The organism is Limnohabitans sp. DM1, from assembly GCF_001269385.1.
Classification (GTDB): Bacteria; Pseudomonadota; Gammaproteobacteria; order Burkholderiales; family Burkholderiaceae_C; genus Limnohabitans_A.
Map to the genome: position 1 here is coordinate 38,525 of NZ_CXOO01000050.1, position 17,963 is coordinate 56,487.

Below are 17,963 nucleotides of genomic sequence, written 5' to 3' on the forward strand. Positions count from 1 at the left end.
AAACAAATGAGACTGCCCAATGAGCAATCAAGGCGACCGGGGAAACTGCTGCGGCCGTGGGACGTGGCGGCCACACCGCTGGAACTGGCGCTGGCCAGGGGCCACCGGTGGTTGGCAATGCTGGAGTACGGCAAGTTGAAAAACCTGACTGAAATTGTAGCGCTGGAGGGAGTCGACAACAGCTACGTCAGCCGGATGGTGAATTTGACTACGCTGGCACCGGACATCGTCGAGGCGATTTTGGAGGATACGCTGCCGGATCACCTGACGCTGTTTGATCTTGCGGTGGACCCGCCTGCGCTGTGGGAGGAGCAGCGGTTACGGATTTGGTGAGACGGGACTGTAAAAGATAGTGATGGCGACTGACTCCAAGACAGCGGGGTGTCTGTAAAGCCAGCACCAGACCGCCCGATCATGTTCGCATAAGCACGGATCGCATACGCGGCATGTCGAGTGACCGGTATTTCAATTACAACGGTCCTCGTAGCTCCTCCCGCTTAAATGACCGGTAGTAATCGCCGCAACTATGACGTCCACTTACCGCGAGTGACTACAACCAGCCTAAATCACAGATTGATACAACAACAGCATCGTCCGCTTTTGGCCGAAAGCCGCCTCACCACGCTGAGAAAAAGCGTCAGGCCAACCGGTATGAACTTGTATGAAATCACCCCATACAAGCACCGAGGCACATGGCCACCCCTCTGCTGCGACACCACGGCTGGAAGGCACCCGAGACGTGCTGGACGTACTGACCTGCGGCATCGTCAGAACAGCAGCACGAGAGACCAAGCCGGAGCCCCTCATCCAGGCTCCAGCGACCCCGGCCGAACCCAGCCGAGAACTCCTGACCGAGAAAATGCTCGCCGATCGCTGGGTGTGTTCCGTCGCGCGGCTTCAGCGCTGGCGCACCGTCGGCGAGGGGCCGCCGTACTTGAAGATCGTGGGGAAGGTCCTGTACCGACTCAAGGACATTGAGGCCTACGAGGAAGCCAGCCTGGTCCGGAAGGTGTTCTAGGAGGGCTTTGGAAGGCCCCGAACGGATTGGAAATTGTTCGAACGACTTGGAATCAGTTCGAAATAGTCTTGGCGGAGCAGCGATGATAGCCCCACCAACCTGCTCAGGTCCGGATGCATCGTTTTTTGATGGCGCCGGGGATTCGAACCCGCAAATTCGGGGGCATGTTCATCCTTCATGCAGGCTTCCCCTTCAGGCCAGGGTCAACGAGCCTTCGATGTTCCCGCGAGCGGCATTCGATTTGGGACAGATCTAGTGAGCGGTATTCACTTCCCCCTTTGGGGCTTCGATCATGCCGAATTCTCTGTCACTGAACAGTACGAACTCTAGGAACTCCGTCACGTCAACCTGCTTAGGTTCGGATACATCTTTTTTGACAGGGTTGGACATTCGAACTTAACTACCGTACAAAGGCTGTATCGTGGCTCCCACGGATTTTCCGAGCCTTGCAGTAAGTGCTGCAATTGAAGGGATCATCCGCTCAGAGTAAACGCCAGCATGGCTGTTTCAGGTTGGTTACGGTCATTTGAGCCGTTGCATCCAGAAGACGGCGAACTGGGAAAAGCGAAAATTCCTTTGCCATTCGCCAATGACCGCCTCGCATCTGAAGTCAACGTTTGACCCCACCTGAACGATGAGGCATCTTCAACGCCAGCCTCGCTCAATGCGCAGGCAGCCGCCACCTCCTCAAGCACGCGGCGACTTTCCCTCGAACTTCAATACCAAGCTTCCGGCCAGCAAGGTCAATACAAAAAGACAACCGAGGTACGGCATCACGCTTTGCAGGGGGGCACCCATCTGATTCAGACGCAACGCTGCCTGGACTCCCGCCGTTGTGGGAATCAACCAACGCAGGTATTGCAACGCGGTAGGCAATGCCTCTGACGGCCATGAAAATCCTGCAAGAAATACCAAAGGCAGCGTGGAGAAAAGAATCACTTGGAGGACCCGTTCGCGATCTCGGCACCACAGGCCCACCAATGAGCCCAGCGTGACGATGGCGGACAAGTACAGGACCAAGAAGACTAGGGATCCAGCAACGTTTCCTGCGCGCGGGTAGCCATAGAGCCAAAAAATCCATCCAAAATAAAACAGCCCAGACACCAATCCCGGCACGAGAAATGCCAGCCAGCGTCCAATCCAGACCATAGGACTTGCTTGAACTGCACGTTGCTCGACCCAGGTCGCCACCAACATCCCCACTCCCATCAGAAGGGTCTGATGCATGATCAGCAGGGCGACGGCAGGAACGATGAAGCTGCCGTAACCCTCTGTGGCGTTGAACAAGGCAATGGCTTGAAAATCCACCGGCGTACGAGTCTCACTTGCCTGACGAGGACTTTGACCCTTTGCCTCTCGCTGTCGGATTTCAATACCCGCCGATGCTGCACCTACGGCTTCCGCTAACCCGTACTGCACCGCCTTGCTGATGATGGGGTAGGCGCCGTTCGACACGATCGTCACCAAAGCTGGCATCCCCCTGGCGACGTTTGCCTTCAGGGTGTCTGGGAGAAGCAGGTAGCCTTCAATCTCGCCGCGACTCATGGCGGCCTGCGCGGCGCGCTCATCAGACGCTACGGCTTTGACCTCGATCCGTGGGTTGGCAAGTGCTAGGCGTTGGATCGTCCGTGACAGAGCCGAGTGATCCTGGTCGATGACCGCCACCGGCACTCGGGTCACGACCTCCGGACCGAAGAACCAAGGGTAGAAGAAAGCATAGAACAAGGGCGCTGCAAAAAGCAGCATCAATACGCCCTTGTCTCGCACAACATCGCGCAGCGTTGCGACGAACCCCGTCCTCAGGGTTCTTGAGTGGTGGAGGGTCATGTCAACGAGCTCCCCATGTCGATGGCTTGTTGCGAGCCTGGACCAAGCCCCACGCGGCCAGTGCGAGCAAACCCAGAGTGGCCAGCAGGAATGCCACAGGAGTCGCAGCACTCGCGCGGGCCGGCAAGCCCATCAGCAATTGCTCCGTCTGCAGCCGGATGTAGTGGGTGAACGGCATGGAAGTCGCCCATAGGCGAGCGCTGTCAGGCATTGCACTCAGTGGGAAGCTCATGCCACTGAATGCGAAGGCCGGGGCGGTTAGAAGTCCAGTCACGGACAACGCGGTCCGCAAAGACTTGGTCAGTGCGGCCACCGCAGCACCCGCGGCCAGAGACAGTGCCATGAGCAAAGCCAGGGCGAGGCAGATCCAGGCAAGATGCCCGGGGATGTCCCAGCCACGCCCGGCCGTGATGAACCAAAGCGCTCCGGTACCGATCCCCGTAAGCGTCATCCAGGGAATCGCCAGCTTGCCCAGCAGGGCGACCGCGACGGACCGCCCTCCCTCGTGTCCCAGCCACTGTCCTAGCGTCTTGTCCCTCAACTCTCGACCTACCGCCCAGGCACCAGCCGTCATTGCCAGAATGTGCAGGATGGCCGGGATCACGGCAGCAGTCAGGTACTTTTCGTAGTTACCGGACCCGTTGAACAGCACAATCGATTGAGTCTGGATCGGATTAAAGCTGGTCTTGGCCTGTTGGGGGGATTCACCTCGCTTGGTTCGAGCCGACACTTCGATACCGGCAGCCAAGGTCCCCACCACCGTGCGCACATCCCGCTGCAGCAGGCTCGAGTGCGTGGCAAACTGGGCGTTATGGCGCAGGGTGACTTCGGTCTTGACCCCGCGCTTGATGTCTCGCTCGAAGTCCCGGGGAATGTTGACCATCGCGTATACCCGCACGCTCCTGAGAGCGTTTTGGGCCGAGGATTCGCTGTCGAATTCGTCGACAACCTGAATGCCAGGCGAGGCGTCGAGCATGCGCACCAGTTGCCGCGACAGCCCGGAGTGGTCTTCATCTACCACGCCGACTGGCAGGTTCCTCGGGATGGCGCTGGAGAACATCCACACGACCAGCACCACGGCCAGCAAAGGCACCCACGTCACCATCGCCAGGTCCCAGGGGCTTTGGCCTAGGCGACGGGCTTCCCGCCTGGCGCTGTCGAAGAAGTGGTGCATGGTCAATTCAATCGACCAGAACGGACATGCCTGGGCGAACCCCCTCGATCACTTGGGACGGGCGGGCCCGGACCTCGAAGGTTTTGATGTCAAAGCCCTGATCGGAGCGCGTGGCACGCCAGGTGGCGAAATCGGGCATCACTGCTGCCCGGTACACCTTGAAGCGAACCTTGCGGCCTTTCAAGGCGGGCAAGGTGCCATCGAATTCCTTGCCGACGCCAAACTTATCGAGCTTGTCTTCGCGCACGTTGAGCACCACCCACTGATCTGCCATGTTGGCGACCGTGACCACAGGCACTCCTTGGGGCGAGATCTCGCCCACACGCCCCAGGACCTTGACCACTTCACCGGCCACCGGGCTCTTGAGCTCCGTCTCGGCCTTGGCCGCCTGAACTTCAGCCACGACGCCAGCCAATTGACGTGCCTGGGCGGCGGCAGCTTGCTTGTCTTCGGAACGTGCCCCGTCGCGCGCCATCTCATACTGGGCCTGCGCGGCCAAGGCCTGATCGCGGGCTGCCTTGAAATTAGCCTCAGCCTCGTCGCGCTTTTGTGCGGCGATCAAGCCGTCCCGGGCCAGTCCCTCAATCCGCTTGAACGATGCTTGTGATAGATCCGCCGCGGCCTGGGCGCGCTGCCAGTTCAGGCGGGCGATTTCCACCTCCTGGGGCCGGGCACCCTTTTGCGCCTTGGCCGCCGTGGCCTGGGCAGCCTCCTGGGCTGCCGTGGCCTGCGCCAATTTGGCGGTCACCTCGGGACTGTCCAGGCGAATGAGCGGTGAGCCCACCGTGATGACATCCCCCTCCTTGACGAGGATGTCTGCGATGCGGGCGCTGACCTTGGAAGCGACATCGACTTCCTGCACCTCCATCTGTCCCTGGAAGGCCTCCGCGCCAGGCTGCTGGGCCTTCCACAGGCCCAGGCCGAGAACTGCCACTGCGCCGATAGTGACCAGTGTGACGGGTAGTTTCTTATTCATCTCATTGCGCTTTCAGATCGGCACGGGCCATGTAGCTGGTGAATTGATCGGACAGACCGGCCACTTCCAGGAGATCGGCGAGGGCCTTAACATAGTCATAAGCCGACTGTGCCTGCTCGGTCTTGGTTTTAGCCAGGTTCACCTCTGCGTCGATCAGTTCTAATGTGGAGTTCGTCCCCGCCTTCTGGCCCTTGGTCTTGAGTTGGAGGACTGCATCGGCCAATTCCAGACTTGGGGCCAGGGACAGGAATTGACGCCTGGTCTGGTCAACGGCCATCCACCGTTTCTCGACCAGCAGCGCGATGTCATTTCGGGCCTGCTTGTCCTGGCTGTCCGCCATCTCGATGAGCCGATGCGATGCTTCGCTCATCAAGGAGCGGTCCACCCCCCCCCACAGACGCCAGCTGACTCCCACGCCCACGACCCAGTTGGCTTGGTCCGAGGAGCGGAGCTGGCGTTGCCCGAAGGCAAATATCGTGGGCTTCTTGTGGGACTCTTCCAGGGCATGAATCTGCTCGGCCTCATGCCGCTTGGCGGCCACCTTGCCCAATCCTGGGTGTCGTTCCAGAGCAGCGTCGATGAAGTAGCCAAGCGGCTCAATGGGTGAACTGATCACGAAAAGAGGGCTCATGGCTTGAACCCGTTCACCGTTGCGGATGGTTCTGGCCAACGCGGTAGACGCCAACTCAGCGTCATCCCGAGCCTTTTGGGCGTTCCGCTTGGCTTCCTCCATCGCAGCGCGGGCCTGGAGTCGCTCGACCTGTGCAACAAGGCCCGCTTCAAGCATTCGCTGCGTCGCGGCGTCATGCTCCTGGACGGCTCGAAAGGCCGCCTCGCGCAACCCGGCCGCGCGCTCAGCCAACTGGGCTCCGAAATAACGCTGCGCGAATTCCGTAAACACCTCTTGCTGCGCCTGGCGTCCGTCCGCCCGGGCCTCTTCGGTCTTGGCTTCTAAGGCCTGCTTGATGGCGGTGGTGGCGCCGCCGGTGTAAAGGGGCAATACAGCCGAGACAGAAGAGGTGTTGCCGCTGCGCTGAGTGCTCAGGTCGACACTGTTCGGCAGTTGCGGCAGGCGTGACAGGCCTGCAGCCAAGGTAGGGGGTAGAGCAGCAATGGACGAACCGATGGTGTGCGTCAGCGGTGACAGATCGACCCCCTGCACCGCGCCTTGGAACCTGTAGGAGGCGGCGCCTACGGACACCACGGGGCCGCCCAGGTAGCGGGTAGCCTGCTCCTTCAACTGCGCGCTCTCGACCGACAAGCGAGTCATTGCCAGACGATCAGAATTGGCTTGGAGGCGCCGTGCGGCCTCTTCGAAGCTGAGCGCTTCAGCCCGTGTCAGCGCGGGAACGCAGGCCGCCGCAGTTATCAAGGCACACAGTGACAGTTTGGTGCGCAATCGATTTGGTTGATTCAACATGGCATTCTCTTTGTCGGTACCAATCGGTACCATAATCGAAATTCTAATCGGATTATTGGTACTGTCAAGTACCTAATGTGAGATACTTGCGCGATGAGTCGCCCCCAAATTCCCGACGACGAGCATCGCACCCGGTTGCTGGAGGGGATGGCGCGGGCGGTCACGGCTTGTGGGTATGCGGAGCTCACGACATCAGACATCGTGCGCGAAGCGAACGTGTCCAAAAGAACCTTTTACCAATTTTTCAAAGATAAGAGCGAATGTCTGATTGCGTTGTTCAATCACTCTGCGCAGAGGATTGAGGCCACATTACGTGCAAGCATCGACCCACAGGGTGACTGGAGTTCCCAGATCGATCGGACCATCCAGATCTATCTGGAAACGTTGGCCGCCAATCCTGTGCTGCTACGTACCTTGTTTGTGGAAATCCTAGCGCTCGGCGCCGCAGGCCTGAGTGCCAGACGCATCGCCATGGAAAAAATAGCTGCTGTGCTCCTGGAAGCCGCTGCCTATCAGCGCGAAAACCAGATCCCGCAATGGCTTTCCACCAGTCTGATTGGGGGGGTCAATGAGATGGTGTTGCAGCATATTGAGCAAGACCAGATTGCCTTGTTGCCCCAGCTAAGCGGAAATGCTGCCGCGTTCATGAAAAACACAATCCAAATATTCACCCATGAGGGTGCGCCAAGAGGGAGTAAGCCCCGAGGCACTGTACGAGCAAGGCGGTGACCTGATCCCAGCGACGCCCAAGCAGTTCGCAACTTTGGTCTACGCCGAGAGCCGCAAGTTTGGTGCGGAAATCGAGTACCCCCCTCGATTGATCCTTTCGATGCTCCGGGCTTCGCCGTGCATGTCCGGCCCAGCCTTGGCGCTCATTGCACATTCGAGCGCTGCCATACGCATGGTGAGGGATGGGTGAGCACGCAGACTCATGCTTGTGATCTGACCGCAGGGCCCAGACCGCTCACAGTGGTCGGTGGTCACAGCCTGTAACCGCCGTTTCGGCGCTCATGGATCTGGAGCGGGCATTCGGAAACATCACGACAGGTCTATTCGAGCTCGGTTGCAACTGCCAGCCACCTCACAGCGCCTGACAACTTCCTGTGAACTCGCTCCGTTTCGCACTGTGGGCCTCACGGGATGGAACCAGCACTTCAAGTGGCGCATGCCTGCAAGGCCGTTTCGGTCTGAAGCCGTGTCTGCTCGATTAAATATTCCAAAAATATCCGTGTCCGGTCGGGAATGAACTTGCGGCTTGGCAGCGCCGCATACAAGCTGACCCGCCCAGTGATCCAGGGCGAGAGCACCCGCTTCAAGGTGCCTTGCGTGAGGTAAGGCGCTGCGATCTCCATCGACAAGGACATGATGCCTGCCCCGTCGATCACGGCTCTGAGTGTTGAATCACAACGAAAACTGGGCCAAATTTGGGGAGAATCACACTGAAAACTGAGCCACGTTGACGGCTACGCTGCTGAATTTTTCAGCAAGGTGGTCAGGAGTGATCAACGTGAGCACATTGAGAAAATTGCGCCGCCTCGTGCTGAGGGATGGCGTATCGGTGCGGGAGGCCAGCCGGCGGCTGGGGATCTCGCGCAACACGGCCAGCAAGTGGTTATCTGAGCCCGAGATGCGGGAGCCGAAGTATCCGAAGCGGGTGAAGGTGGTGAGCGTCCTGGGGCCTTTTGAAGAGACCCTGGCCCGCTGGCTCAAGGCCGACCAGCACCGCAATAAGCGCGAGCGCCGCGGCATCAAGGCCATGTTCGAGGCCTTGCGCGCCATGGGCTACGGCGGCAGCCGTGGGCCGGTGTACCGCTTTGCCCAGCAGTGGCGCCTAGAGCAAGACCACAACGCCCGAGGGGCGGGGTTTGTGCCGTTGTCCTTTGAACTGGGTGAGGCGTTCCAGGCCTATGCGCACGAAGTGACCGCATTTTTCATGGACGAACTGATGCGCCACGGCGTGACCACCGCGCTGTGCTTCGCCACAGCTCACCCCGAGTCGGTCGATGTGTTCATGGCCGAGGCACAACAACGGCGCCTGCGCATGGTCACCGGCAAGGTGCTGCAAGACCGCCACAGCCCTGACGGCCTGCGCGACTCCGACACGGCCTTGAGCCTGCGCCAGACCGAAGACCTGATCCGCCGCTGGCACGGCGTGGACCGCCTGGGCTATGCCACCACGCCGCGCTTTGCGCCCACCAGCAGCCCTGAGCAGCTGCATGGCGCAGGCGAGATCGCGCAGCAGTTTCCCGATGTGTGGATCCAGTCGCACGTGGCGGAAAACCTCGACGAAATCCGCTGGGTGAAAGAACTGTTCCCCGAAGCGCGCAGTTATCTGGACGTGTACGACCGCGCAGGCCTGCTGCGGCAACGCTCGGTTTATGCGCACTGCATCTACCTCGATGAAGCCGACCGTTGCCGCATGGCCGAAGTGGGTGCCACCGCCGCCGTGAGTCCCACCAGCAACCTGTTTCTGGGCAGCGGCTTTTTTGACTACACCGCCTCGGACGCGGCTAGCTTGCGCTATGGCCTGGCCAGCGATGTGGGCGGCGGCACCAGCTTCAGCCCTTTCCACACCATGCACGCGGCCTACACGGTGGCAAGGCAAAGTGTGGGGCATCCTGGCATCAGCCTGGCGCCCGCACACCTGTGGTGGCAACACACGGCGGGCGCTGCTGCAGCGCTGGACTTGGGCGGCAAGGTCGGTAACCTGCTGCCCGGCTGCGAAGCCGACTTCGTGGTGCTCAACCCGAAAGCCACGCCCCTGCTGGCCCGGCGCACAGCGCAAACCGAGACCCTGGCCGAATGGCTGTTCGCCATGATCGTGCTGGGCGATGAGCGGCTGATTGCGCACACAGTGGTTCAAGGACAACTCAACTAAAGCGACATGGCTCAAAACCCTTGAGTCCACATGGCACAAAAAAGCGGCGTCATCGACGCCGCTGAAGATCGGCCGGATAGGGCCATGCTCAGGCCATGCCCGGGACCATCACCCCGATGGACAGGCTGGCCGTGTGGTGACTCATCAGATGTTGCGGTTGTAACGCTGTGGGTACAACTGGTTCAACTTCAGACCAGTTTCACCATCCGCCATGATGTTGCCGGTGCGGAGGGCTTCGGCCAACTCGGCCTTCACTTGCTCGCGGGTCTTGCCCTGAGCGGCAGACTTGGCGGGGTACAGGCCAGGGTTCAGCTCATTGGCTTTTTGCTGGGTTTCTCCGTTGACGACGAAGTCGCCGGTGCGCAGGGCTTCGGCCAGTTCAGCTTTCACCTGTTCGCGGGTCTTGCCCTGAGCGGCCGACTTGGCGGGGTACAGGCCGGGGTTCACTTCATTGGCTTTTTGCTGGGTTTCACCGTTGACGACAATGTCGCCCGTACGGATGGCTTCGGCCAGTTCAGCTTTCACTTGCTCACGGGTTTTGGGTGCAGATGCGTCCGCAGCCATGGCGTTTCCAGCAGCCAAGGCGGCCACAGCGAGGGTGATGGCGGAGAAATAAGAGCGGTTCATGATCAGGTTTCCTTGAAAGTTTGAAAAACGGTCTGCCTGTCGGATTGACGGGGCTTTGACCTGATCGGTGAAGCGTTGGTTGAAAGCGCTGCATCGATGGGTTGAACTGTAAAATTTCTTAATCAATAGAAAAACAATCAAAAACACATTGAGTTATTTCTAAATTCGAAACAATCAAGGGCTTGAAATCCCGTTTTGGAGTGCTTCATGGACCGTTTGTTGTCGATGCGCGTGTTTGAGCGCGTGGTGAATGAGGGGGGATTTGCCGCCGCTGCCCGTGCGCTGGACATGTCAGCGCCGGTGGTCACGCGCCTGGTGGCCGATCTGGAAGACCACCTGGGCACGCGCTTGCTCCAGCGCTCGACTCGCCGCCTGTCGCTGACCGAAGCGGGTCAACAGTACCTGGGCCGTGTGCGCAGCATCTTGCAGGACATTGACGAAGCTGACGCGGTGGTCAGTGCGCAGACCACCGAGCTGGCGGGCCTGTTGCGCCTGCATGCGCCACCGGTGCTGGCGACTTATGTGGTTGCGCCTTTGCTGGCGGAGTTTCGCAGGCGTTATCCCAAAATCCTGATCGAGCTGGAGGTGGAAACCTTGCGGGAGCCACCGATTGAGGACTTCGACATCACCTTGCTGGGCACCGATGAGAGCTTTAACGGCGATGTGATTGCGCGCAAAGTGCTGGAGTCCGAAGCCATTTTGGTGGCCTCGCCCGAGTACCTGCGCCGACGCGGCGCGCCGCAGCAACCACAGGACCTGATGCAGCACGATTGCCTGCGCCTGAAAATGCCCCACATCCGGCCTCGCATGTGGCAAATGTGGTGCCCCGACAACCCAACGCGGCCCATCGAGATCGACATCCAGCCGGTGCTGCTGGCCAACCACACCGACAGCCTGTTGCGCGCGGCGCTCGATGGCGCGGGCATCACCTCGGTGGCAATGGACATGGTGGCACCGTATCTGACACGCGGTGAGCTGGTGCGCGTGCTGGCACCGTGGATCACGAGTCGGCTGAGCATGTACGCGGCCGTGCCCACCCGCAAATTCATGCCGCAACGCACCCGCGTTTTTCTGGACTTTTTGATCGAGGAGACACGTTTGCAAAAGGCCAAAGCTTTGCAGGCTTGCGCCACTTGCTGAAGCTGTGTCCTCTCGGGTGAACTCCAGCCGACAACTGCCCACACAAAAGCGCTGTGTTGTCGCTCAAAACCCGCCTGCAACTGACCGACAATAAGGCATGACCGAAGGCAAGGAACACCTCATCGTCGACCCCAACCAGTCCCAGCGCGAAGCCGTGCGCCGGGGCATTGCGCAATTTCAGCAGCGCCTGCAGGCCGCCGGCCACGACCCCCTCCTGCCGTACCGCGGACAAAAAGTCAGGAGGTTCTGAGACGAAACGGGGTTTGAGACGCTTTTCGGGGGTGGGTGGCCATGGGGTCAGTCAGGAGCCCATAGCAAAAAGCCCCGCGTGGTGCGGGGCTCTGAGCGCCTTACAACCCGGCTGAGCGAGTTGGGAGGACTTGTTTTGGCGGAGCAGAAATTCTAGCCCCACTAACCTGCTCAGGTCCGGATGCATCGTTTTTTGATGGGGACGGGGATTCGAACTACCCCTCCCGGATGGGGCAGCTTTCGACCCAAAGCGGGTCTACGTTTCGGGCCTTGAATTCCATTCCTCAGAGGAGAAATCCGCTCGTTTTACCTTTTCGAGGGGATGGGCTCATTTAGCCAACGTGAAATTGATCGGCATGGATTTTGCGCATCAGATCGTCGTATCGAAGCCTTTCGGTTGAACGGGTTGGTCTCATAGCGAAATGATTTCGTTGAAATATGGCCAATTTAGACCCGGTCATCTATCACTGCCTTGAGGGTGAGGTACAGGCCATAAGCGGACGATAAGGATATTGCATCAACCTGAGCTTCAGGCTGATTGCAGGCGTTTGTGAAACCAAGCGTGTTGAGTGTTTGCGCCATGAACGTCACTGCCACTCCCACCGCCAATGACAAACAGTCATGGCGGGGGCCCCAGAACATCAAAGCAAAGTGATGTCTTTGATCAAACGGGAACGCAGTGCGCGCCGTTTGAGTTGATCAACTGAGTCATCTGTCCACCAATGTGAAGAGTTGCCCCAGATCCAATCGGTACCCGTAATCCCTAGTAACTGAACTTCCCCCTTCGTACCTGAAATTGTTCGATCAAAGGTCTTGCCTCCAACATTGAAGGTGATTTGATGAGTCCCCTCTTTTAATCGCAGGCGAATCATGGAGTTTGGAACAGTCTCCATCGCTGCGCCACCATCCACAGAAATGTCCAACGGATGATGTCCGTCGCCCCAATAACGCACGACGTAAACCGTCAGAGCTTCAGGCACTGAGGCAAACAACTTTGCTTCATCATCTTTGGCAATGCTGGGTGCAGGATCTTTGGTGCAGTAAGCATTTCTTCCTCGATCCGTATGGCAATGCGGCTTCTCAGCGATTCGATCAACCGGTGAAGCGCAGCCCGCGATGCCAAGTACGCAAGCTGAGACGACGATTGTTTTAGTAATCCAAGTTTTCATAATATTTTCCCAAAATTGATCCACAATTTGTGGCAAAAACAAGTAAGTTGTAAACGCCTCATTTCAGAACAAAACGTGCAGAAGTGGTTTTCCCAGCTGAACTGAATTGAGCAACAACCTTTGTCCCAGGAGCTACCTTGAAGCTACCTTTGGCTTCAAGCTTGTCGCCTGTTGGTTTCAACTCAACTTCTTGCTTGTCAGCGCCAGAAAGCAGTGTGACTTTTGCCGTCGTTTTACTCACGTCAACGGGTTTGCCATGGTCACGCACGAACAACTGCAGCACATCAGGTTTGGCGACCAGTTCGTAGTCAACATCCTTGACGGTGGTCAAAACACCACCTTGCATGGGTTTGTGATCCGCATCGTGTGGCCCTGCCCATGCGAGTCCGCTGAGAAAAAGCGACGATGTGATCAAGAGCGTATGGAATTTCATGAGATGTCCTTTTGAGGTTTTGGTTGAGGTTGAAGAAACGAATGAATGGTCAGAATGCTTCAGCATCTTTGTCTTGCAAAAGCGCCTCGGCAGGTTTGCGGCCAAAGAGCCAAAACATGGCAGGCGTCAGAAAGGTGTCGAGCAGCGTCGAGCTGATCAAGCCCGAGAAAATCACCACGGCGACCGGGTGCAAAATTTCGGTGCCGGGGCGTTCGGCCTCGAAGAGCAAGGGTGCCAATGCGAAGGCAGTCACCAAGGCCGTCATCAACACAGGGCTCAATCGTTCCATCGAACCGCGCAAGATCATGGGCTTGGTGAAGGACTCTCCCTCAAAGCGCATCAGGTTGATGTAATGGCTGACTTTCAAAATGCCGTTGCGCACCGAAATGCCAGCCAACGTGATGAACCCGACCAAGGCGGCCACCGACAAGGGCTGACCTGACAGCCAAAGACCCAACACGGCACCCACGAGCGCCAAGGGAATGTTCACCATGATCAAGGCCGACAAAACGGCGGACTTGTAGCGGCTGTAAAGCACCACAAACATCAACACCACAGAGACCACCGAGAGCAAAGAGATCAGGCGTGAGGCTTCTTCTTGCGCCTGAAACTGTCCTCCAAGGGTGATGAAGTAGCCCTCTGGCAATCGAGAATCCGCCGTCACTTTGCGTATGTCGGCCACAACTTCTGACAATGGGCGGCCCGAAGCGTTGGCAGAAATCACGATACGCCGCTTGCCGTTGTCGCGACTGATTTGGTTGGGACCATCGGCGTCTTCTATCGTTGCGATTTTGGACAGCGGAATTCTGCCCGAGGGTGTTTCGATCAACACCTGGCCCAAGCCTTCCAGCGATCGTGCGGATTCTGGTAAACGCACAACCAACGCAAAGCGGCGACCTCCCTCCATGATTTGCGTGACACGTTCACCTTCCACCAGGGTCTGCAGTGTGGCAAGCACTTGCGCGCCAGACAGGCCGTATTGCGCCGCTGCCGCATAGTCCAACCGTACCTTGATCTGGGGTGCAAGAACTTGTTTTTCGATTTGCAGGTCAGCTATGCCCTCGATACCTGACAGCCGTGAGCGCAGCGCATCGGCTTGCCCGCGCAGCACGTCCAGGTCTTCGCCAAAAATCTTGATGGCGATTTGGGAGCGCACCCCAGACAGCATGTGGTCGATGCGGTGTGAGATGGGTTGCCCCACCTCAATCGAAGCAGGCAGGTTGACCAAGCGTGCACGGATGTCGGCACGGACCTCATCCATCGAGCGCGTCAACTCCCCTGAGGGTTTGATGCCCACGTCCAATTCGCTGACATGAACACCTTCGGCATGCTCATCCAGTTCAGCACGTCCGCTGCGCCTGCCCACATGCAGCACTTCGGGCACCTGCTTGACCAGCACTTCGGCCTGGCGCGCCAGGTCAGAGGACTCGGTCAAGGTCACGCCCGGGTTCAGCCGTATGCCCACCAGCAAGGTGCCTTCATTAAAAGGAGGCAAGAAGGTGGTCGGAAAAAACGGAACAGCCGCCGCAGCCAACACCACCGCCACACATGCACTGGTTATCGCCACGCGTGGCTTGTCCAGCACTTTTTGCAAACTGCCTTTGTAGCCTTGCTTGAGCCATGCCAGCACTTTGGTGTCGCCATGGTCCAGGTTTTTCATGCCCGGCAAGAGGTAGTAGCTCAGCACCGGCGTCATCGTTACCGACACCAACAAAGAGGCCAGTGTCGAGATGATGAAGGCAATGCCCAGCGGCACAAACAACTTGCCTTCCAGGCCCGGCAAAGCAAAAAGCGGCAGGAAGACCAGCACGATGATCACCGTCGCATAGAGGATCGCCGAGCGGACTTCCATGGACGCCTTGGCCACGAGCGCGAGCAGCGACAGGCGCTGACTGGGGTCCTTGGCACGGTCTTCTTTCATGCGCCGCAAGATGTTTTCCACATCCACCACGGCATCGTCCACCAGTCCGCCAATGGCAATCGCCAGTCCTCCAAGCGTCATGGTGTTGATCGACAAGCCAAAATACTTGAACACCAGTGCCGTGATGAAGATGGACACTGGGATGGCGGTGAGCGCGATGATGGTGGGGCGAACCGTACCCAAGAAGAAGAAAAGGATCGCGGCCACAAACAGCGACGCACCGATCAACTTGCCTTGCAGCGTCGAGATCGACGCCTCAATGAAGCTGGCCTGCCGGAAGGTCACACGGGGTGCCTCCATGCCCGCAGGAAGGGATGCCTTGAGATCCGTAATCGCTTCTTCAATCGACTGTGTCAAACGGGTCGTGTCAGCAGTGGGTTGCTTTTGAACGCCCAGAATCACGGCGGGCTTGCCCTCAAAGCCTGCATCCCCACGTTTGATGGCTGCGGCAAAAGTGACCTCAGCGATCTGGCGCAACAAGATGGGCTGACCGTTCTTGGCGGTGATGGCCAGATTGCGCAAGTCCTCCAGACGGGAAGTGCGACCAAGATTTCGAATCAGGTACTCGCGCCCGTTGAGTTCCAGAAACCCCCCCGAGGTGTTGGCCGAAAACCCGCGCAACGCCGACTCCAACTGGTCCAAGGAGATACCCAAGTCCGACAGGCGCGCTGTGTTGGGCTGCACCTGAAACTGGCGCACTTCGCCTCCAATGGGGATGATCTGTGCGACACCCGGTATGGACAAGAGTCGCGGCCGGAGCACCCAGTCGGCGTACTCACGCACGGCCATGGGGGAGATTTTCTGCGGATCGACAGGAATAGCGATCTGCATGATCTCACCCATGATGGAGCTGATCGGTCCCATGCGGGGTATCACCCCGGCAGCCAAACCTTCTTCCATGGACGAGAGACGTTCAGACACCAGTTGGCGTGCCCGAAAAATCTCTGTGTCCCAGTTGAAGGTGACATACAAAAAGGACAGGCCAGCAGAAGAGGTCGAACGAACCGATTCGACCCCAGGCAAGCCATTCATGGCCGTCTCCAGAGGAAAGGTAATCAGTTGCTCGACCTCTTCGGGCGCCATGCCACCCGCCTCGGTCATGATCGTCACAGTAGGTTTGTTGAGATCGGGAAAGACATCGACTGGCGTTCGAGACAATGTGAATGCCCCGTAAGCCATCAACACGGCACCCGCTATCAACACCAGAAGCCGGTTGGTCAGGCTATTTTCGAGAAGCCACTTGAACATATCGTGACTCCTTTACCGGACTTGATTGATGAGCGTGGCACCTTGGGTCGCCACACGATCGCCAGACTTCAAGCCCGAGATCACCGTGACGCGCGCGCCATCCAGGGGCTCGAACGTCACCGTGCGGGGTTCAAACTGCTCAGCTGCAGACTTGACCCACACCACGTTCTGATTGGCAGCGTTTTTCATCAGTGCTGACTGGGGGACCGCAATACCCTGTGTCTTTTGCTTGGACTGCACATAGACTTTGACGGGCTGTCCAACGGCCAGACCTAGTAGTTCCGGGCTTTGCACTTGGAAGTTCAGCGGCAGCGCTTGCTCGCGCAAACTGCGCGCTGCACCCATGAAAACCAGTGGCGTGCGCTGGTCGCCGACAGCCAATGTGGCACCGCCGATGTTGTTGGCCACTGAGATATCAAAAGCCAAGGCTTCAATGCGCAGCCGCTTCGGGTCGACAATTTCAAAAATCAATTCCCGCGTGTCCACCACTTGGCCTGCCACGACATGCGCCGAGGCAATCACGCCAGAAACGGGCGCGACCAGTGCTTCTTTGCTGCTGAGGCCGCCACCAACGGCCGACATGCGGTCGGTCAGGCTGAGCACATCACTCTCTGCGGCTTCCACTTCCTTGCGCGGTACGGTATCTGATAACTCGCGCAAACGTGCCAAACGCTTTTCAGCAAGCGCTTTGGCAGCGCGAAATTCGGCCAATTGAGTCAACTGGCTGGCCCGCTCCAGGGGGGCGACCGCAGGGACCACGTAGGCCAATACCTGACCCTTCTTGACGGTTTGCCCTGCGTTGGGCAAGCCATTGGGGCCGGGTTCTATGCGTCCGGCGTTGATGGGCTGGACTTTGCCCCCAGCGTTGGGGTCCATCAGTACCTGACCATTGAGTTCAAAGGCGCGTGGCACCTCAGCGGTTTCCACCACCATCGTGCGCACATTCAGTTGGCGTTGGGCTGGTTTGGGCAGAAACACGCTGCCATCGGCCATGCGCTGTGGACCATTGGCATTGGCCGTCGCAGGCGCAGCGCCGTGGTCATGGCCTTCGCCCGCGTACGTAGGCAGCGCAGCACCTGCAAGGGTCAAAGCAGTGGCCAGTGCCATCCAGTGGCGTTTTTTTGAAGTGTTGATTGTTTTCATGCTGAGGCTCCTTAGGCCGTACGAGCTTGTTGACGAAAGCGAACGATCGCGCCTAATGCCATCAGGGCCAATAACCCCCCGCCGATCCACAGGGCGATGCCTTTCCAAGAAGAACCACTGACAGGTTCATCTTCGTCCTCGTGCAAATCGAGTTCGCCAGTCAGCAGGTCGTTCAGTTCACCGGCCTGAATGGTTGCGGTGATGGCAATGACGCCAGGTTTGAGCGTGTCCTTGAGGATGACTTCGTATTCACCTACGCCGTGTTTTTCAGCTTTGTATTTGCTGCCTTCGATGTCAATGTCAATTTGAGCGTCATTAACCGGACTGTTGTCTGTAAAACGGTCCAGGAAAATCGTCAGCTGCTTGCCATTGACGATGCCAACCATTTCCAGATCCTCTGAAACCGCGACGAAACGCGGCAGTGCTGTTCCCTGGGTTTTTGGCGCAGCTTCCGCGTGATCGTGACCCGCACCGGCAATGGCCATAGGACTGAGTAATGTGAATATCAGCGCCATAAAGGTGGCGACTGTTGAATGAATGATCTTCATGGTGTTCCTTGAATTTTTGAGGGGTGTCAGCGTGTCCCCACCAAGCAGGGAAACATCCGGTCATACACCGTTTTGGTCAGAGCCTATCAGTCGATTTGGCTCTTCATTGCTTTACGACATTTATCAGTGGTTCACGTGAGTTGACCCTTTGACCCAGCCTAGCGCCTCAACCGGATTTCGACTTCCAGTATC

The 17,963-nt window shown here is 58.3% G+C and carries 17 protein-coding genes; 6 read left to right on the forward strand and 11 right to left on the reverse strand.

Annotated elements, in window-relative coordinates; translation table 11 throughout:
* Positions 1-6 precede the first annotated feature (6 nt).
* Both AMM33_RS18115 and AMM33_RS18120 read left to right on the forward strand, forming a co-directional pair.
* Positions 7-333: a LacI family transcriptional regulator gene (locus AMM33_RS18115; RefSeq protein ID WP_315169774.1), complete on the forward strand. Its 327-nt coding sequence runs from the start codon at positions 7-9 to the stop codon at positions 331-333.
* Positions 334-661: 328 nt separating this feature from the next.
* Complete coding sequence (locus AMM33_RS18120; RefSeq protein WP_228768227.1) at positions 662-1,018, forward strand: hypothetical protein; 357 nt, start codon at positions 662-664, stop codon at positions 1,016-1,018.
* Between the two features lie 687 nt (positions 1,019-1,705).
* On the opposite strand, the gene AMM33_RS18125 is transcribed toward AMM33_RS18120, so the two are convergent.
* From AMM33_RS18125 to AMM33_RS18140, 4 genes are read right to left on the reverse strand one after another with little or no spacing between them, the layout of a single operon-like run.
* Positions 1,706-2,845 (reverse strand): ABC transporter permease, encoded by a 1,140-nt coding sequence (locus AMM33_RS18125; RefSeq protein WP_090142670.1) that lies wholly within the window; start codon positions 2,843-2,845, stop codon positions 1,706-1,708.
* Between the two features lies 1 nt (position 2,846).
* Positions 2,847-4,019: an ABC transporter permease gene (locus AMM33_RS18130; protein WP_090142671.1), complete on the reverse strand. Its 1,173-nt coding sequence runs from the start codon at positions 4,017-4,019 to the stop codon at positions 2,847-2,849.
* 7 nt (positions 4,020-4,026) lie between these two features.
* On the reverse strand, positions 4,027-4,995 hold the full coding sequence (locus AMM33_RS18135) for an HlyD family secretion protein (RefSeq protein WP_090142672.1): 969 nt from the start codon (positions 4,993-4,995) through the stop codon (positions 4,027-4,029).
* Between the two features lies 1 nt (position 4,996).
* The gene (locus AMM33_RS18140) at positions 4,997-6,415 is read right to left on the reverse strand and encodes a TolC family protein (RefSeq protein WP_090142683.1); all 1,419 of its coding nucleotides are present in this window, start codon (positions 6,413-6,415) and stop codon (positions 4,997-4,999) included.
* A gap of 93 nt (positions 6,416-6,508) precedes the next feature.
* Here AMM33_RS18140 and AMM33_RS18145 point away from each other — a divergent pair, with 93 nt between their 5' ends.
* Positions 6,509-7,144 carry a TetR/AcrR family transcriptional regulator gene (locus AMM33_RS18145; RefSeq protein ID WP_090142673.1) on the forward strand — a complete coding sequence of 212 codons (636 nt, stop codon included), beginning with the start codon at positions 6,509-6,511 and terminating at the stop codon, positions 7,142-7,144.
* Positions 7,145-7,569: 425 nt separating this feature from the next.
* Here the strand turns inward: AMM33_RS18145 and AMM33_RS18150 are convergent, their stop codons facing one another.
* A complete protein-coding gene (locus AMM33_RS18150; RefSeq protein WP_090142674.1) occupies positions 7,570-7,800 on the reverse strand; it encodes a type 2 periplasmic-binding domain-containing protein in 231 nt (76 codons plus the stop codon).
* Between the two features lie 122 nt (positions 7,801-7,922).
* On the opposite strand from AMM33_RS18150, the gene guaD reads away from it, so the two are divergent.
* Positions 7,923-9,293 (forward strand): guanine deaminase, encoded by a 1,371-nt coding sequence (gene guaD, locus AMM33_RS18155; protein WP_228768228.1) that lies wholly within the window; start codon positions 7,923-7,925, stop codon positions 9,291-9,293.
* A 144-nt stretch (positions 9,294-9,437) separates the two neighbouring features.
* Here guaD and AMM33_RS18160 read toward each other — a convergent pair whose 3' ends face one another.
* On the reverse strand, positions 9,438-9,920 hold the full coding sequence (locus AMM33_RS18160; protein ID WP_090142684.1) for a DUF4148 domain-containing protein: 483 nt from the start codon (positions 9,918-9,920) through the stop codon (positions 9,438-9,440).
* Positions 9,921-10,127: 207 nt separating this feature from the next.
* Between AMM33_RS18160 and AMM33_RS18165 the strand changes: the two genes are divergently transcribed.
* Positions 10,128-11,060: a LysR family transcriptional regulator gene (locus tag AMM33_RS18165; RefSeq protein WP_090142675.1), complete on the forward strand. Its 933-nt coding sequence runs from the start codon at positions 10,128-10,130 to the stop codon at positions 11,058-11,060.
* 97 nt (positions 11,061-11,157) lie between these two features.
* The gene (locus AMM33_RS22105) at positions 11,158-11,310 is read left to right on the forward strand and encodes a hypothetical protein (RefSeq protein ID WP_194945551.1); all 153 of its coding nucleotides are present in this window, start codon (positions 11,158-11,160) and stop codon (positions 11,308-11,310) included.
* A gap of 640 nt (positions 11,311-11,950) precedes the next feature.
* On the opposite strand, the gene AMM33_RS22110 is transcribed toward AMM33_RS22105, so the two are convergent.
* From AMM33_RS22110 to AMM33_RS18190, 5 genes are read right to left on the reverse strand one after another with little or no spacing between them, the layout of a single operon-like run.
* Positions 11,951-12,520 carry a hypothetical protein gene (locus tag AMM33_RS22110; protein WP_228768229.1) on the reverse strand — a complete coding sequence of 190 codons (570 nt, stop codon included), beginning with the start codon at positions 12,518-12,520 and terminating at the stop codon, positions 11,951-11,953.
* A 16-nt stretch (positions 12,521-12,536) separates the two neighbouring features.
* Positions 12,537-12,911, reverse strand: a complete 375-nt coding sequence (locus AMM33_RS18175; protein ID WP_053176209.1) for a hypothetical protein — start codon at positions 12,909-12,911, stop codon at positions 12,537-12,539.
* A 49-nt stretch (positions 12,912-12,960) separates the two neighbouring features.
* Positions 12,961-16,080: an efflux RND transporter permease subunit gene (locus AMM33_RS18180; RefSeq protein WP_090142676.1), complete on the reverse strand. Its 3,120-nt coding sequence runs from the start codon at positions 16,078-16,080 to the stop codon at positions 12,961-12,963.
* A gap of 12 nt (positions 16,081-16,092) precedes the next feature.
* Positions 16,093-17,223 carry an efflux RND transporter periplasmic adaptor subunit gene (locus tag AMM33_RS18185; RefSeq protein ID WP_089957655.1) on the reverse strand — a complete coding sequence of 377 codons (1,131 nt, stop codon included), beginning with the start codon at positions 17,221-17,223 and terminating at the stop codon, positions 16,093-16,095.
* Positions 17,224-17,234: 11 nt separating this feature from the next.
* Positions 17,235-17,771 (reverse strand): hypothetical protein, encoded by a 537-nt coding sequence (locus AMM33_RS18190; protein ID WP_228768230.1) that lies wholly within the window; start codon positions 17,769-17,771, stop codon positions 17,235-17,237.
* Positions 17,772-17,963: the final 192 nt, after the last annotated feature.

Excerpts from the sequence above, each read along its gene's own strand:
- AMM33_RS18115 (WP_315169774.1), top strand. The coding sequence starts at position 7 with ATGAGACTGCCCAATGAGCAATCAAGGCGACCGGGGAAACTGCTGCGG.
- AMM33_RS18120 (WP_228768227.1), top strand. The coding sequence starts at position 662 with ATGAAATCACCCCATACAAGCACCGAGGCACATGGCCACCCCTCTGCT.
- AMM33_RS18125 (WP_090142670.1), bottom strand. The coding sequence starts at position 2,845 with ATGACCCTCCACCACTCAAGAACCCTGAGGACGGGGTTCGTCGCAACG.
- AMM33_RS18130 (WP_090142671.1), bottom strand. The coding sequence starts at position 4,019 with ATGCACCACTTCTTCGACAGCGCCAGGCGGGAAGCCCGTCGCCTAGGC.
- AMM33_RS18135 (WP_090142672.1), bottom strand. The coding sequence starts at position 4,995 with ATGAATAAGAAACTACCCGTCACACTGGTCACTATCGGCGCAGTGGCA.
- AMM33_RS18140 (WP_090142683.1), bottom strand. The coding sequence starts at position 6,415 with ATGTTGAATCAACCAAATCGATTGCGCACCAAACTGTCACTGTGTGCC.
- AMM33_RS18145 (WP_090142673.1), top strand. The coding sequence starts at position 6,509 with ATGAGTCGCCCCCAAATTCCCGACGACGAGCATCGCACCCGGTTGCTG.
- AMM33_RS18160 (WP_090142684.1), bottom strand. The coding sequence starts at position 9,920 with ATGAACCGCTCTTATTTCTCCGCCATCACCCTCGCTGTGGCCGCCTTG.
- AMM33_RS18165 (WP_090142675.1), top strand. The coding sequence starts at position 10,128 with ATGGACCGTTTGTTGTCGATGCGCGTGTTTGAGCGCGTGGTGAATGAG.
- AMM33_RS22105 (WP_194945551.1), top strand. The coding sequence starts at position 11,158 with ATGACCGAAGGCAAGGAACACCTCATCGTCGACCCCAACCAGTCCCAG.
- AMM33_RS18175 (WP_053176209.1), bottom strand. The coding sequence starts at position 12,911 with ATGAAATTCCATACGCTCTTGATCACATCGTCGCTTTTTCTCAGCGGA.
- AMM33_RS18180 (WP_090142676.1), bottom strand. The coding sequence starts at position 16,080 with ATGTTCAAGTGGCTTCTCGAAAATAGCCTGACCAACCGGCTTCTGGTG.
- AMM33_RS18185 (WP_089957655.1), bottom strand. The coding sequence starts at position 17,223 with ATGAAAACAATCAACACTTCAAAAAAACGCCACTGGATGGCACTGGCC.
- AMM33_RS18190 (WP_228768230.1), bottom strand. The coding sequence starts at position 17,771 with ATGAAGATCATTCATTCAACAGTCGCCACCTTTATGGCGCTGATATTC.